The 14,316-nt window shown below is 63.4% G+C and carries 13 protein-coding genes and 2 pseudogenes; 10 read left to right on the top strand and 5 right to left on the bottom strand.

Going from position 1 to position 14,316, the window contains the following annotated elements; translation table 11 throughout:
• The first annotated feature begins 120 nt into the window (after window positions 1-120).
• Complete coding sequence (locus tag AB1286_RS09865; protein WP_430363105.1) at window positions 121-699, top strand: hypothetical protein; 579 nt, start codon at window positions 121-123, stop codon at window positions 697-699.
• Between the two features lie 555 nt (window positions 700-1,254).
• Here the strand turns inward: AB1286_RS09865 and AB1286_RS09860 are convergent.
• Together AB1286_RS09860 and AB1286_RS09855 are read right to left on the bottom strand one after the other, a co-directional pair.
• Window positions 1,255-2,421: pseudogene (locus AB1286_RS09860) on the bottom strand (YifB family Mg chelatase-like AAA ATPase); the annotation flags it as partial.
• A gap of 66 nt (window positions 2,422-2,487) precedes the next feature.
• A pseudogene (locus AB1286_RS09855) lies at window positions 2,488-2,880 on the bottom strand (magnesium chelatase domain-containing protein); the annotation flags it as partial.
• A gap of 265 nt (window positions 2,881-3,145) precedes the next feature.
• Between AB1286_RS09855 and AB1286_RS09850 the strand changes: the two are divergent.
• Together AB1286_RS09850 and AB1286_RS09845 are read left to right on the top strand one after the other, a co-directional pair.
• A complete protein-coding gene (locus AB1286_RS09850) occupies window positions 3,146-4,285 on the top strand; it encodes an RpiR family transcriptional regulator (protein ID WP_430363104.1) in 1,140 nt (379 codons plus the stop codon).
• Entirely contained in the window at window positions 4,282-5,115 is an 834-nt protein-coding gene (locus AB1286_RS09845; protein ID WP_430363103.1) for a GSU2403 family nucleotidyltransferase fold protein, read from the top strand. The genes AB1286_RS09850 and AB1286_RS09845 overlap by 4 nt, the downstream gene beginning before the upstream one ends.
• Here AB1286_RS09845 and AB1286_RS09840 read toward each other — a convergent pair.
• Window positions 5,068-5,289, bottom strand: coding sequence for a hypothetical protein (locus AB1286_RS09840; protein WP_430365141.1), 222 nt, complete (start codon window positions 5,287-5,289; stop codon window positions 5,068-5,070). The genes AB1286_RS09845 and AB1286_RS09840 overlap by 48 nt on opposite strands.
• 148 nt (window positions 5,290-5,437) lie before the next feature.
• On the bottom strand, window positions 5,438-5,692 hold the full coding sequence (locus AB1286_RS09835) for an accessory factor UbiK family protein (protein ID WP_430363102.1): 255 nt from the start codon (window positions 5,690-5,692) through the stop codon (window positions 5,438-5,440).
• A gap of 379 nt (window positions 5,693-6,071) precedes the next feature.
• Here AB1286_RS09835 and AB1286_RS09830 point away from each other — a divergent pair, with 379 nt between their 5' ends.
• From AB1286_RS09830 to ptsP, 7 genes are all read left to right on the top strand, one after another.
• Window positions 6,072-6,410 (top strand): P-II family nitrogen regulator, encoded by a 339-nt coding sequence (locus AB1286_RS09830; protein ID WP_027795982.1) that lies wholly within the window; start codon window positions 6,072-6,074, stop codon window positions 6,408-6,410.
• Window positions 6,411-6,457: 47 nt separating this feature from the next.
• Window positions 6,458-7,900: an ammonium transporter gene (locus tag AB1286_RS09825; protein WP_430363101.1), complete on the top strand. Its 1,443-nt coding sequence runs from the start codon at window positions 6,458-6,460 to the stop codon at window positions 7,898-7,900.
• A gap of 312 nt (window positions 7,901-8,212) precedes the next feature.
• Window positions 8,213-9,502 carry a glutamate--cysteine ligase gene (gene gshA / locus AB1286_RS09820; RefSeq protein WP_430363100.1) on the top strand — a complete coding sequence of 430 codons (1,290 nt, stop codon included), beginning with the start codon at window positions 8,213-8,215 and terminating at the stop codon, window positions 9,500-9,502.
• An 86-nt stretch (window positions 9,503-9,588) separates the two neighbouring features.
• On the top strand, window positions 9,589-10,545 hold the full coding sequence (gshB, locus tag AB1286_RS09815; RefSeq protein WP_430363099.1) for a glutathione synthase: 957 nt from the start codon (window positions 9,589-9,591) through the stop codon (window positions 10,543-10,545).
• Between the two features lie 189 nt (window positions 10,546-10,734).
• A complete protein-coding gene (locus AB1286_RS09810) occupies window positions 10,735-11,283 on the top strand; it encodes a PTS sugar transporter subunit IIA (protein ID WP_430363098.1) in 549 nt (182 codons plus the stop codon).
• 37 nt (window positions 11,284-11,320) lie between these two features.
• The gene (locus AB1286_RS09805) at window positions 11,321-11,590 is read left to right on the top strand and encodes an HPr family phosphocarrier protein (RefSeq protein WP_430363097.1); all 270 of its coding nucleotides are present in this window, start codon (window positions 11,321-11,323) and stop codon (window positions 11,588-11,590) included.
• 209 nt (window positions 11,591-11,799) lie between these two features.
• On the top strand, window positions 11,800-13,551 hold the full coding sequence (ptsP, locus tag AB1286_RS09800) for a phosphoenolpyruvate--protein phosphotransferase (protein WP_430363096.1): 1,752 nt from the start codon (window positions 11,800-11,802) through the stop codon (window positions 13,549-13,551).
• Here the strand turns inward: ptsP and AB1286_RS09795 are convergent.
• Complete coding sequence (locus AB1286_RS09795) at window positions 13,528-14,301, bottom strand: HesA/MoeB/ThiF family protein (protein WP_430363095.1); 774 nt, start codon at window positions 14,299-14,301, stop codon at window positions 13,528-13,530. The two genes, ptsP and AB1286_RS09795, sit on opposite strands and share 24 nt — an antisense overlap.
• Window positions 14,302-14,316: the final 15 nt, after the last annotated feature.

Below are 14,316 nucleotides of genomic sequence, written 5' to 3'. Positions count from 1 at the left end.
CGCTTGCGCTGGGGCGGTTGGAACGACAATCGTGACGGATAATGTCGGTTTCCGCTTTGCGTCTTGCAGTCGCCACCCCCTTCGCCGTCTATGCGCTTTTCCTTTTCGATTCTGTCCTCCGTGACCGCTCCGCGGCGCGCGGCCTTGCCGACCGGCGCCAAGGCGGCCCGCTCGCGCTTCGCAGTGCCGGCGGCGCTCGCCGTCATCCTCGCTGCCGCCTGTACGCCGGCGTATAACTGGCGCACGGTGACCGATGCCGCAGAGGGCTATTCGGTCGATTTGCCGGCTAAACCGACGGTCGACGAGCGCCGCGTCGAGATCGCGGGCAACGCGCTGCCGATGCACGTGCGGGCGGCTCACACCGAAGGCGCCGTCTTTGCGGTTGCGGTAGTCGACCTGCCACGCGACGACGCGCAGCTGGGACAGATGGTGGCGGATGCGCTGCGGCATGCGCTTGCGCGCAATGTGAGCGCGTCGCCTGTCGAGCACGCCGTCCAAGTCCCCGCGGCGGACGGCGGAGCGGTACCCGGCGTCGATATCGTTGCCTCGGGCGCGGCGGGCGACGCGCACGAACGACGCACGATTCACGCATGGGTTGCCGTGCGCGGTCGCCACGTCTATCAGGCCGCCATCATCTCGCCCGAAGCGCCGCCGCCGGAACAGTCGGATCAGTTTTTCGGATCGCTGAAGCTCAATTGAAACGCGCGTCTGAGCGAGGGCGTCGCGGCAGACGGTCGCGGTTGAAGACGGTTGCGGCGCGCGCATACGACTGAAGGTTCCATCGTAGGAATTGGCGCTAATCCCCGGATTTCTTGTAGGTTTTGAGTCTATCCACAGCTTCTGTGGATAACTCTGTGGGGAAATCGACCTCGTTGGAGCGCAAAGCCCATAGGATGGGGACTCCTATGGGGTGGTCGCCGATGCATTGTTGTCAAAAACTCATTGAAATCAATGGGATATAGCGTTCGACTGAAGCGTTGGATTTAAACGGACGTCAGACGGCGAAAAATGCGGTTGTGTGCATAAGTCAAGTCTTGACAGCTAAATTTTTTGTTCCGACAGGGGGCGAAGCCCTTGCGTGCGCCCCGGTTCCTCGATGTGGCCCGCAATTCGCATGATTTGTCGCTAAATTGGAGTTGCGGCAAAGCGCCCCTGAGTCCCAGGTCGAATAGTCGAGGCATTCATTCGATGAGGCGAGAGACGACTGAATGCCAGAAGTCTGAAATCGCCCGGTTAGTTAGTCGCCTCGATCGCTCACGGTAGCGACAACACCCGCCGATATTGGACGGCCTCGGCGACGTGCGCGGCCGCCGGCATCGCCGCCCCGGCGAGATCGGCGATCGTGCGCGCCACTTTCAGCACGCGGTAATAGGCCCGGGCCGACCACCTAAAGCGCTCGCTTGCCTCGCGCAGCAGCAGTTCCCCCGCGCTGTCGAGCTGGCACAGCTCATCGATCTCGCGCCCATCGAGTTCTCGGTTGGTCTTGCCTTGCCGTTCTATCTGACGATCTCGGGCAAGCGCCACACGCCGGGCAATCGATGCACTCGCCTCGCCGATCTCGGCGGAGCGCGCCGATAGCTCGCTCGGCATCAGCGCGGGCAACTCGATTTGAATGTCGATCCGGTCGAGCAACGGCCCCGAGAGCTTGCGCAGATAGCGGGCGGCTATCTCCGGCGTGCACCGGCAACGGCCCCCGGGGTCGCCGCGCCAGCCGCAGGGGCACGGGTTCATGGCGGCGACGAGTTGGCAAGCCGCAGGGAAGTCCACATGCTGTGCCGCGCGCGACACGGTGATGCGGCCGGCTTCGAGCGGTTCGCGCAGCGTCTCGAGCACGTGGCGGTCGAATTCGGGCAATTCGTCGAGGAACAAGACGCCGAGATGCGCCAAGGTGATCTCGCCCGGCTGCGGGGGATTGCGACCGCCGACGAGCGCCGGGGCGCTCGAAGAATGATGGGGCGCTCGAAACGGCCGGCGTCGCCAATGAGCGGGCGAAAAGCCGTGCGCGCTGGCCGAAAGCAGGGCGGCCGAACTCAGTGCTTCATCGTCGGTCATCGGCGGCAATAAGCTCGGCAGCCGCGCGGCCAGCATCGACTTGCCCGCGCCGGGCGGCCCGACCATCAAGACGTGATGTCCTCCGGCCGCCGCCACTTCGAGGGCGCGTCGCGCACCTTGTTGGCCGATGACGTCGGCCATGTCGGGTGATGTCGAGCCGGCTCGATCGGGCTCGGACGGGGCGGCGGCGATCGGCGTGAGCCGCCCGTCCGGCGCGTCGCACAAATGCGCGCATAACGACGGAAGGTCCGCCGCGCCGAACACGGCAACGCCCGGCACGAGCGCCGCTTCGGCTGCGCTGGCCGCCGGGAGGTAGAGCTCGGGCAGATCGCCCGACGACGGCTCGGCGATTTGCGGCGACGCATCGTCGCCGCCCGTCGGGCCGCTCGCCGAGGCTCGCGATAAGTGCCTCGCTCGTACCAGATCGCGGAAACCGCGCGCGGCTCCGCAGGCCATCGCGAACGCCCCTCGCATCGGCCGCAAGGCACCCGTGAGCGAGAGCTCTCCGGCGAACTCCCGCTCGCCTAGCGCGGAAGCCGGTATCTGCCCGCTCGCCGCGAGGATGCCGAGCGCAATGGGCAAATCGAAACGGCCCGATTCCTTCGGCAAATCGGCCGGAGCCAAATTGACGGTAATGCGACGGACGGGAAACTCGAAGCCGCAATTCTGTAGCGCAGCGCGCACACGCTCGCGGCTCTCGCGCACTTCGAGATCGGGCAAGCCGACGATCGAAAACGACGGCAGCCCATTCGCTAAATGAACTTCGACGGTCACTTCGGGCGCGCGGCCGGAAGCCGGCGCGCGCGAGCGCACCACGGCAAGCGACATGGGTTCTCCTAAACATTGGCGGTAGCCGAAACTGCCGCTCGTTTCGTCAACGGGGAATACTCCAGCGCGCCAGAACGAGTACCGTGCCGCTTATCCCGAGCGCAATGTAGCAATTGCTGATGGGATTCGGTAGCGGCAAACCTCATCGTTGACCATTCGGCCTACGCTTGCTTGCTTCGAACCGAGTGGGCGAGTAACATGGCCGTGTGAATTAACGTGGCCATGTGATTTAACATGGCCAACTGAAATAACATGGGCAAGTGATATGAGCGACCTACGCTTCGTAACCGGAGCTGCCGACCGCCTCGCGCGCCACTCCGTGCATGCACTTTTCCAGAGCCAGGGATGGGACGTCCTTGAGAAGGGCGAGGACGGCAAGGGTGCGGATTTCACTCTGACGAGCCCCCGCGGCCAGACGTATCACGTCGTATTGAAGGCGCTGACCGAAGGGCGCGCCGATCGCGCGATCCCGCTATTCTCGCAGGCTCTGCTGGAGTCACGCGCCCGCGCGAGCGGACGGCACGACCAATCCCGCCCTGCTGTCATCCTCTGGGTGGGAGTCGCATCGCACGCTCTCATCAGAAAGCTCGTGGACTTCCAGAAAGAGTATGGGAGCGGTGAACCGTTCGCCATCCTCTCAGACGTGCCGCTATACGCTAATTTCCCCGAACTGGAGGCCGATGAGCAGTCGGCGAGCGTCCGGCGCAGCAGCCATTCGGCACCGCCGACGCTCGTTTTCTCCGACCTCGCCCAATGGATGCTCAAGCTCCTGCTGGCGGCCGACATCAAACGCGAGGGCCTGATAAGTGCCCCGGGAAAGACGTACATGACGGCGACCGAGCTTGCGCGGGACGCTCGCGTATCTGTCATGAGCGCTACTCGACTCATCAATGCCTTGAAAGAAGAAGGTATGGTCGAATTGGCGCCCCATCTGCGGATCGTGCAGCGACGCAAGCTTGCGCAACGTTGGAAGGCAGCGTACGTGAAACCGGCCGTCGGCGTGCCGATGAAATATCTCGCGGGTGGCGTGCCCGAGGAGCAGCAGCTACGAAAGACGCTCAAGCGCGAAGAAGGGGCGACGCTGGGCCAGTTTGCGGCGGCCAACGCTCTGCGCGTAGGGCACGTTCATGGTGCGATAACGGCCCTCTGGGTGCGCGATCTCGCAACGGCTGAAGGATGGCGGGGTTTGACGCGTGCGCGCGAGGGCGAACGGCCGGATCTGATACTGAAGCAGCACCCGTATCCGCAATCGCTGCTTCGCGGGCGCGTGATGCGCGATGGGGTCTGGGTGTCCGACATCATCCAGACCTGGCTTGACGTTTCCTCCGAACCGACGCGCGGTGCGGAGCAGGCCGCCGAGCTCGAGCACGGCGTTCTGGCAAAAGTAGTCGGAGAAAAAATGTGAGCGACTTCGCGGAATTCAGCAGACTGGCCATGACCCTGGAGCCGTGGCGCACGAAGATTGTCTTCGTCGGCGGATGGGCATTCCGGCTCTATGGCTACGAGCAGCGTGCTTACACGGCCGACCACAAGCCGATCTTCACCCAGGACGCGGACGTGGCATACGACAAGCGCGAGTTGCGCGAAGGCGATATCAAGGCGGCATTGGAAGGGGCTGGCTTCACTGAACAACCGAACCTTGCTGGCGGTTTCAGGCCGCCGGCGATGCGCTACAACCTGGGTGGCGATGAAAACGGGTTTTACGCTGAGTTTCTTACGCCGCTCACCGGTAGCGGGAAAAAGCGCGACGGGAAAGGAGGATGGGAGGAGGACGCGACCGAACTGCACGCGGGCGTCGTCGCGCAAAAACTTCGGTTCCTCGAAGTCCTCTTGTTCAAACCCTGGCTTGTGACCATCCCGAAAGAAGAGTCCGGGCTTTACGAGGCTGTGGCTGATCTTCGCGTGCCGAACCCGGTGAGTTTCATGGTCCAGAAGCTTTTGATCCGGGGCCGACGGGAAGCGAGAAAGCGCGCTCAGGACGTCCTCTACATAAGTGACACGCTCAAGATCTTCTACGGAGCAATCGAGAGTGATCTGGTTCCAATCTGGAAGGAACTGGAGGCCACGCTACATGCCAACCAGCGAAAGTCGGCTCGCGAAGGCGTCCGAGCGCTGTTCTCGGAGATGAACGACGTGCTCCGCGAAGCGGCGGAGATCCCCGATGACAAGCGGGACCCTGAAGCGATGCTACAGCTGTGCAGGGAAGGCTTCGAAGAACTCTTCGGCGAGTTCTAGTCTTGCGGGCAGCAAGCCCGGCAGCCGCGCCGCCAACATCGACATCGATTTTCCCGCGCCCGTCGCCCCGACGATCGAAAACGACGGCAGCCCATTCGCTAAATGAACTTCGACGGTCACTTCGGGCGCGCGGCCGGAAGCCGGCGCGCGCGAGCGCACCACGGCAAGCGACATGGCTATCTCTCCGGGATCGGACGGCATCCGAGAGGCGCCGTCGGGCATAACCGGGCGGCGCGGCGGCCGGTCCGGTCTTCGATATCGCGTCTTGAGGCGAGCGCCTAACGAGGGGCTCAGGTGCGCCCAATGGGCGCGGCGGGGCGGCTTAAGACTCTTGCGACGCGGCGAGGCGCTGTTCGAGTTCGGCGACGCGGCGTTCGAGCTCTTCAAGACGCGTGCGCGTGCGCAGCAGCACTTGAGTTTGCGTGTCGAATTCCTCGCGTGTGACGAGGTCGAGCTTCGAGAAGCCCTGCGACAGCATCGCCTTCACGTTGCGTTCGACGTCTTTAGCCGGCGAATGCTTCAGCAGCTCGCTCATGCGATTTTGGAAATCCTGAAATAAATCATTCGGTTGCTTCATGGTGGTTCCCCTTCGTTGCACAAAAAATGTGCAGCTTCTCTTCCGACTTTGCGCCGGCGATGCACGTTTGATCGAACTTGGTGCGTCCGCCGGCACGCGCTCGTGCACGGACGAGCTTCGTTGGTGCGTACCCAGATCTCGGGCGTGCGGACACTCTAGCAACGTTCGACAGGGCGCGCTAGCGCGACGCCCCGTTGCTGGCCGTTCGGCCGGCTCCGCGGCCATGCTTGCATGGACCGTTCCCGGCCTCGGTCGATAGCGGTTGGCACGCCTGTTGCTTTTCCTGGCCGCACGATTCGGGGGGCTGGCACCCAGTGCCGATTCGCACCGCTCGCGGCGGTGTCGGCATCACAGTTTTCGCAACGAAAAGAGGACATTCATGAAGCTCATTACCGCAATCATCAAGCCGTTCAAGCTCGATGAGGCGCGCGAAGCGTTGTCGGCAATCGGCGTGTCGGGCATCACGGTCACCGAAGTCAAGGGTTTCGGACGCCAGAAGGGACACACCGAGCTTTATCGCGGCGCCGAATACGTCGTCGACTTCCTGCCGAAGGTGAAGATCGAGGCCGCCGTGTCCGACGACATCGTCGAGCAAGCCATCGAAGCGATCGAACGCGCCGCCCGCACGGGCAAGATCGGCGACGGCAAGATCTTCGTGACGCCGATCGAGCAAGTGATTCGCATCCGCACCGGGGAAACGGGCGCCGACGCCCTGTAATTCGAAATTCAAATTCGAAGATTTAGCGACATAGAGGAAACCGAAAGATGCGCAAACTATTGATGTCCTTGGCGATGGCCGCCACGCTGCTTGCGGGCGGCCTCGGCACAGCGCTGGCCGACGACGCCTCGTCGGCCCCGGCCGCCGCGTCCACGCCCGCCGCAACGGCGCAAGCCAGCGCCGCCTCGGCCGCTGCTGCACCCGATGCATCGGCAGCCGCCGCCGCCGCCGCGCCCGCCGTGCCGACGGCGCCGTTCTCGGTCGATTCCTCGAAGATCAATTCGGGCGATACGGCCTGGATGCTGACGTCCACCGCGCTCGTGCTGTTCATGACGATCCCGGGTCTCGCGTTGTTCTACGGCGGCATGGTCCGCAAGAAGAACGTGCTCGCAACCGTGATGCAAAGCTTCGCCATCACCTGCGTCGTCACGTTGATCTGGACCGTCATCGGCTACAGCCTCGCCTTCACGCCGGGCAATAGCTTCATCGGCGGGTTCTCGCGAGTGCTCCTCGCCGGGATGAACTACATCAAGGGCGACAAGGCTACGACGCTCACGGTGAGCCATCTGGCGACGACGATCCCCGAGTCGGTCTACTTCGTCTATCAAATGACGTTCGCGATCATCACGCCCGCGCTGATCACGGGTGCGTTCGCCGATCGTATGAAGTTCTCGGCGATGCTCGTGTTCATGTCGATTTGGTCGATCATCGTCTACTCGCCGATCGCCCACATGGTGTGGGAGCCGACGGGCTGGCTCTCGTCCGCCGGCATTCTCGACTTCGCGGGCGGCACCGTCGTGCACATCAATGCCGGTATCGCGGGCCTCGTTTGCGCCCTCGTGCTCGGCAAGCGGGTCGGCTACGGCCGCGAAGCGATGGCCCCGCACAACCTGATCCTGACGTTGATGGGCGCAGCGATGTTGTGGGTGGGCTGGTTCGGCTTCAACGCGGGCTCGGCGGTTGCGGCCGACGGCCGTGCGGGCTTCGCCATGCTGACGACGCAAGTGGCCACCGCTTGCGCGGCGCTCGGCTGGATGTTCGTCGAATGGATCACGAAGGGTAAGCCCTCGGCGCTCGGTATCGCGTCGGGCGCCGTGGCCGGGCTCGTGGCGATCACGCCGGCATCGGGCTACGTCGGCGCGGGCGGCGCGATCGCGATCGGCTTTATTGCCGGCGCGGTCTGCTTCTGGTCGGCAACGTGGCTCAAGATGAAGCTCGGCTACGACGATTCGCTCGACTGCTTCGGCGTGCACGGCGTGGGCGGGATCATCGGCGCCTTGCTGACGGGCGTTTTCGCGGTCAAGGACATCGGCGGTGCCGACGGCAGCCTGCTGCTGCAAGCGAAAGGCGTGCTGACCACGCTCGTCTACAGCGGCGTCCTGAGCTACGTGCTGCTCAAGATCATCGACCTCACGATCGGCCTGCGCGTGGCCGAAGAGGAAGAGCGCGAAGGCCTCGACGTGGTGCTGCACGGCGAACACGTGGAGTAAAGGAACTTCGGCGACGGAGCCCCTCTCAGCTGGGGCTCCATATCCGGTTGGAGTGCAGCGACTTTTGCCCGCCTTATGGCGGGCTTTTTTGTTGCTTGTTCGTCACATCGGCGCCGGCTCGGCCGTCTTCTGAGAATGACGGTTCGGCGCGTCGTCGCGCCTCGTGCATAGAGGGAAACGGGGATGACCCTTCGAGCTATCGGGTCAATAAAGATCCGTGAAGGCGTACGATCTTGCGTTGGCCCAAACCGCCCCCAAATCGGCTAGGCAATTGCTCTACAATCTTTTTCTCCCCTGTTCATCGAGTACTCAATGGTTCCGCACTTAGTTACGGCGTTAAACGGTCCTCTGCTCGAATTGGAGCGGAAGATCCTCGACGCCACGCCGGCGATCGAGCGTTGGTTCCGGCTCGAATGGCAGGAACATACGCCGCCTTTTTATTGTTCGGTCGACTTGCGCAACGCAGGTTTCAAGCTCGCACCCGTCGATACGAACTTGTTCCCGGGCGGATTCAACAATCTGCCGGAAGAGGTGCTCCCCCTCGCCGTGCAGGCGGCGATGGCGTCGATCGAAAAGATCTGCCCCGATGCGAAGAACCTGCTCGTGATCCCCGAGCGGCATACGCGCAACGCGTTTTACCTCGAAAACGTCGCCCGGCTCGCGATGATCATGCGGCAAGCCGGGCTCAACGTCCGCTTCGGCACGCTCGACGAGAATATCGTCGGCCCCGTCACGATTCCGCTGGCGGACGGCCAAAAGATCGTCCTGGAACCGCTCGAGCGCACGCCGCGCCGGCTGGGGTTGAAGAATTTCGATCCGTGTTCGATTCTGCTGAATAACGATTTATCGGGCGGTTTGCCGCCCGTGCTCGAGAATCTGCACGAGCAGTACGTTCTGCCGCCGCTGCACGCGGGCTGGGCCGTGCGCCGAAAGTCGACGCACTTCGCGTGCTACGACGACGTCGCCAAGAAGTTTGCCAAACTCGTCGAAATCGACCCGTGGATGGTGAACCCGTACTTCGCGCGCGTCGAAGACGTCGATTTCGAGGCGCGGACGGGAGAGGAGGCGCTGGCCGACGCGATCGACGCCGTCATCAAGAAGATCGCCCGCAAATATCGCGAGTACGGGATTACCGAAAAGCCGTATGTCGTCATCAAGTCCGATGCGGGCACCGACGGGCGTGGCGTGATGACCGTGCACGACGCGTCCGAAGTCGCCAATCTGACGAAAGGCGAACGCACGCGCATGTCGGCCACCAAAGAGGGGCTGCAAGTGCATGACGTCATCGTGCAGGAGGGCGTGTATACGTTCGAGCGCGTGGGCGAAGAGGTGGCGGAGCCGGTCGTCTATATGATCGATCGCTACGTCGTGGGCGGTTTTTATCGGGTGCACGGCAGCCGCGAGCGCGACCAGAATTTGAACGCCCCGGGCATGCACTTCGTGCCGCTCGGCTTCGAGCATACGGCCTTGCCCGATGCGCACGCCAAGCCCGGCGCCGCGCCGCCGAACCGGTTTTATATGTACGGCGTCGTGGCGCGGCTCGGGCTGCTTGCGGCGTCGGTGGAACTCGAAAAGACAGATCCGGAAGCGATTCAGGTCTGATCGGCGCCGCCTAGGCGCGAGCCGCGCGCGGCCCGCGCGTCGCGCATCCAACGAACGAATGCCCGCAAACGGGCAGCAGGGGTTTCATGGACATTCTTTTCATTGCCGATCCGCTCGCGCACTTCAAGATTTATAAGGACTCGACTTACGCGATGATGGCGGAAGCCGCGCGCCGCGGCCACGTCGTCTATACATGCGAGCCGAAACATTTGGCATGGAGTGGGTCGAAAGTCGAAGCGACGGTGCGCCGCGTCGACATCGTCGGCGATCCGGCCGACTTGCATCGGCACCCATGGCACGAAAGCGGTCCTAACGAGCATCGGACGATGACGTCGTTCGGCGCAATCGTGATGCGCAAAGACCCGCCGTTCGATATGGAGTACGTGACCTCGACGTGGCTGCTCGAGCTCGCCGAACGCGCGGGCGCTCGCGTATTCAACAAGCCCCAGACGATCCGCGATCATTCGGAAAAGCTCGCGATCGGCGAATTCGCCCAGTTCGTCGCGCCCACGCTCGTCACCCGCGATGCCGCACGGCTGCGTGCGTTTCATGCCGAGCACGGCGACATCATTCTGAAGCCGCTCGACGGGATGGGCGGGATGGGCGTGTTCCGCGTGACGCGCGACGGTATGAATTTGGGCTCGATCATCGAGGTGCTGAGCCATGACGGATCGCGCTCGGTGATGGCGCAAAAGTTCATTCCCGAGATCGCCGCCGGCGACAAGCGCATTTTGCTGATTGGGGGCCAATGCGTCCCGTTCTCGCTGGCGCGTATCCCGCAGGGCGGGGAAGTACGTGGCAACTTGGCGGCCGGCGGCCTTGGCGTGGCTCAGCCCCTTTCGGCCCGCGACCGCGAGATCGCCGAGACGCTGGCGCCCGTGCTGGCCGCGCGCGGCTTGCTGCTTGTCGGGCTGGACGTGATCGGCGACTGGTTGACCGAAGTCAACGTCACGAGTCCCACTTGTTTCCGCGAGATCATGGATCAGACCGGGTTCGACGTGGCTGCGATGTTCGTGGACGCGCTCGAGCGCGCGGTAGCCTAAGCTTGAAGGGCGCCCGGGCGAGGCGCCCCGGCTAGGCGAAAGGTGCGCCTGCTACAATGCCCGTCTCCTGAAACGGCTCGCTCGCCCGGCGTGCAATTCGCTGCCCGCGGGCCGCGTTCGCGCGCGGCTTGCTCGGCGCGAGCATGACCTGGATCTGGCCCTTTTCGGCGCTTTCGTAGCAAGACTGACATGGCAGGCATACTGATCATTGCGCACGCTCCGCTCGCTTCGGCGCTGAAGGAATGCGTCGCACATATCTACGGCGGGTTGCCCGCGCGCATCGGCGTCATCGACGTCTTGCCCGACAGCGACCCTGCGCAAGTCGTCGCTTTCGCATATAGCGAGATCGAGCGCTTGCGAGAGGAAAACGGCACGCTCGTGCTCACCGATATGTTCGGTGCGACGCCCGCGAATATCGCCAGCCGGCTTGCCGCGTTGCCTGCGGTGCGCGTATTGGCCGGCGTGAACCTGCCGATGCTGGTACGGGGCGTCTGCTACCGAGCGTGCGATCTCGATACGCTCGTCGACAAAGCGCTCGCCGGCGCGGCCAAGGGGGTGCATGCGATCGCGCCCCTAACGACAGCGGCCGGTGCGGGGCAGTCGCTCGCCCCAACCGATTGCGCGGCGCCGGGCGTGCCCGTGGTTGGCTCCGCCTCGAGTGCGAATACGACGATGGCCGATGCCGCGACTACGAATTCAGCCGCGAGCGTGGTAGGACCGACCGGCCCGGCGCGCTGATTTTTTTGTTTGCTATTCAGGACGACAGGACGAGCACATGCTTCAAAAAGAAACGACGATCGTCAACAAGTTGGGTTTGCATGCACGTGCATCGGCCAAGCTAACGCAGCTCGCCGGTAACTATCAATCGGAAATCTGGATGACGCGCAATGGGCGCCGCATCAACGCGAAAAGCATCATGGGCGTGATGATGTTGGCGGCCGGTATCGGGAGTACGGTCACGATCGAGACCGAAGGGCCCGACGAGCTCGATGCGATGGACGCGCTCTTGAAACTCATTGCGGATAAATTCGGCGAGGGACAATAAGCGGGAAGCCGTATCGTCTTGCTTTATAAGAAAACGCCGTGGTTCGTCCACGGCGTTTTCTTTCGTAGGCCGCAACGCGCCATTGCGCCGCGGATGCTGCGCCGCACGCAGTCAGCGGGGGCTGTTGGAATTTATAATCACGCATTAAGGTCTATTGCATCTTGCAGCGGTATTACTCCCGCAGCATCACACAACTCGAGGAGGTGCGCGTGTCGTTTTCGCTGCATGGTATTCCGGTGTCACGCGGCATCGCGATCGGGCGGGCCTATCTCATCGCGCCGGCAGCGCTGGACGTCGACCATTACCTCGTCGACCCGCCTCAGATCGAGGGTGAGATCGAGCGATTTCGCGCTGCGTTGAAAGTGGTGCAAAGCGAACTCGACCGTCTGAGCGCCGACTTGTCGGCCGACGCGCCGAGCGAAGTGGGCGCCTTCATCAACGTCCATACGATGATTCTCAAGGACGCGATGCTCGTCCAAGAGACGATGGACCTCATCCGCACGCGCCGCTACAACGTGGAATGGGCGCTGACGGAACAACTCGAGCGGCTTTCCCGGCACTTCGACGACATCGAGGACGAGTACCTGCGCGAACGAAAGGCCGACGTGCAGCAAGTCGTCGAGCGGATCTTGAAGGCGCTGGCGGGTGCGCCGTCGGCGGCCGCGCTCGTCGACGGCAATGCGGATGCGAGCGACGACATGATCGTGGTGGCGCACGATATTTCGCCGGCCGACATGTTGCAGTTCAAGACGCAAACGTTCCAAGGCTTCGTCACCGACCTCGGCGGACGTACGTCGCATACGGCGATCGTCGCGCGCAGTCTCGGCATTCCGGCGGCCGTCGGGGTAGCCCATGCGAGCGCGCTGATTCGGCAAGACGACTTGATCATCGTGGACGGCGATCATGGCATCGTCATCGTCGATCCTGCGCCGATCGTGCTCGAAGAGTATTCGTATCGGCAAAGCGAGAAGCTGCTCGAGCAAAAGAAGCTACAGCGGCTGAAATTCTCCCCGACGCAAACGCTGTGCGGCACGAAGATTTCGCTCTTGGCGAACATCGAATTGCCCGAGGATTCGCGTGGCGCCGTTGAGGCGGGCGCCGTCGGCGTCGGCCTTTTCCGCACCGAATTCTTGTTCATGAATCACAAGGACCGGATGCCGGAGGAAGAGGAGCAATTCGAGGCATACAAACGCGCGGTGGAGCTCATGGGCGGGCTGCCCGTGACGATCCGCACGATCGACGTGGGCGCGGACAAGCCGCTCGACGGCATTGGGGCCGAGGGCTACGAAAGCGCGCCGAATCCCGCGCTCGGTCTGCGCGCGATTCGCTGGAGCCTGTCCGAGCCGCAAATGTTTCTCACGCAGTTGCGCGCGATCTTGCGTGCGTCGGCATTCGGCCAGGTTCGCATCCTCGTGCCGATGCTCGCGCACGCCCAGGAAATCGATCAAACGCTCGATCTCATCCGCGAGGCCAAGCGTCAGCTCGACGACGCGGGCCTGCCCTACGATCCCGGTGTGCGCATTGGCGCGATGATCGAGATACCGGCCGCCGCTATCGCCCTGCCGCTGTTCTTGAAGCGAGTCGATTTCCTATCGATCGGCACGAACGATCTGATTCAGTACACGCTTGCAATCGATCGGGCCGACAACGCCGTGGCCCATCTTTACGATCCGCTTCATCCGGCGGTGCTGCATTTGATCGCCTTCACGCTGCGCGAAGCGAAGCGCGCGGGCGTCTCGGTCTCGGTGTGCGGCGAGATGGCGGGCGATCCGCAGCTGACGCGGCTTTTGCTGGGCATGGGGCTCACCGAGTTTTCGATGCACCCGAGTCAATTGCTGGTGGTGAAGCAGGAGATCTTGCGCGCCAATCTCGCGGCGCTTGAAAAGCCCGTCGCCGATGTCCTGGCAGCCTTCGAACCCGAGGAAGTGCAGGCCGCGCTAAAGCGTCTCGGGGAGGCTTGACGCGCCGCTGGTGCAAACGGGGCAATCGCCCTGGCGGGCGATCTTCATCGTCGTCCATTCCATTCGCAGCGAATCGAGCATCATGAGCCGGCCCGTCAGGGTCTGGCCGATGCCGCCGATTACACGGAGCGCCTCGGCCGCCTGCATCGCGCCGATGATGCCGACGGTCGGTGCGAATACGCCCATCTGCGAGCAAGCGACTTCCTCGAACGGCTGGTCTTCGGGGAAGACGCAGGCATAACAGGGCGATTGTTCATCGCGGAAATCGAACGTGCTGATTTGCCCGTCGAAGCGCAGCGCGGCGCCCGATACGAGCGGTACTTTGTGCTTCACGCACGCGCGGTTGATTGCGTGGCGCGTCGCGAAATTATCGGTGCAGTCGAGCACGACGGTGGCATGCGGCACGTGGGTGTCGAGCCAGGCGTCGTCGACGCGCTGGTCGACTGCATGTACGCGTACTTCGGGGTTCAGCCGCGCAATGGTCTCGCGTCCGGACTCGACCTTCTTCTGGCCGATCGACGCGGTCGCGTGCAGGATCTGCCGCTGCAAGTTCGTCAGATCCACCGCGTCGGCATCGACGAGCGTCAGCGTCCCGACGCCGGCCGCGGCGAGGTACATCGCCGCCGGCGATCCGAGACCGCCCGCGCCCACGACGATGGCGTGCGCATCGAGGAAGCGCTGCTGCGCCTCGATACCGATCTCGTCGACGAGGATGTGGCGGGAATAGCGAAGGAGCTGATCGTCGTTCATGGCGGCGCGCCGAGG

It is taken from the genome of Trinickia sp. NRRL B-1857, from assembly GCF_050470685.1.
Classification (GTDB): Bacteria; Pseudomonadota; Gammaproteobacteria; order Burkholderiales; family Burkholderiaceae; genus Trinickia.
This window is presented reverse-complemented; position numbering and strand designations above follow the sequence as displayed.